A 390-nucleotide genomic window follows, 5' to 3' on the forward strand; every position below is an offset into this window, starting at 1 on the left:
GCCAGTTCGACCAGTCGCTGAGGCCGGAGGGCCGCTTCGGCTTTGCCGGCGAGGCCAAGGGCGACTCTTTGTCGCCGGAGGGCCGCAACCCGTATGTGCTCAACCTCAACGGCATGGTCTCCGACGGCCGGCTCTCCTTGTCCTGGACCTACATGCCGGGGGCGCTGTCGAGGCAAACGGTCGAACGGCTGGTGGCAGGCTTCAAGGACAGGCTCGCCCTGCTGATCGACCATAGCCTGAAGGCCGAGCCAAGACGCACGGCGTCCGACTTCGTGCTATCCGATCTTCGCCAGCCGGAGCTCGAACGCCTGTCGCTTCCGCTTGCCGACGTGGAGGACATCTATCCGGCGACGGACCTGCAGCAGGGTCTTCTGTTCCACGGCATGCTGG

1 protein-coding gene is annotated in these 390 nt (G+C 65.6%); it reads left to right on the forward strand.

Annotated features, from left to right (window positions below; all coding sequences use genetic code 11):
* Positions 1–390: hypothetical protein (locus AAE029_RS36235; RefSeq protein WP_371077768.1), on the forward strand; the 390-nt coding region annotated here is incomplete at both ends.

The sequence above is a fragment of the Sinorhizobium sp. CB7 genome (assembly GCF_041357635.1).
Classification (GTDB): Bacteria; Pseudomonadota; Alphaproteobacteria; order Rhizobiales; family Rhizobiaceae; genus Rhizobium.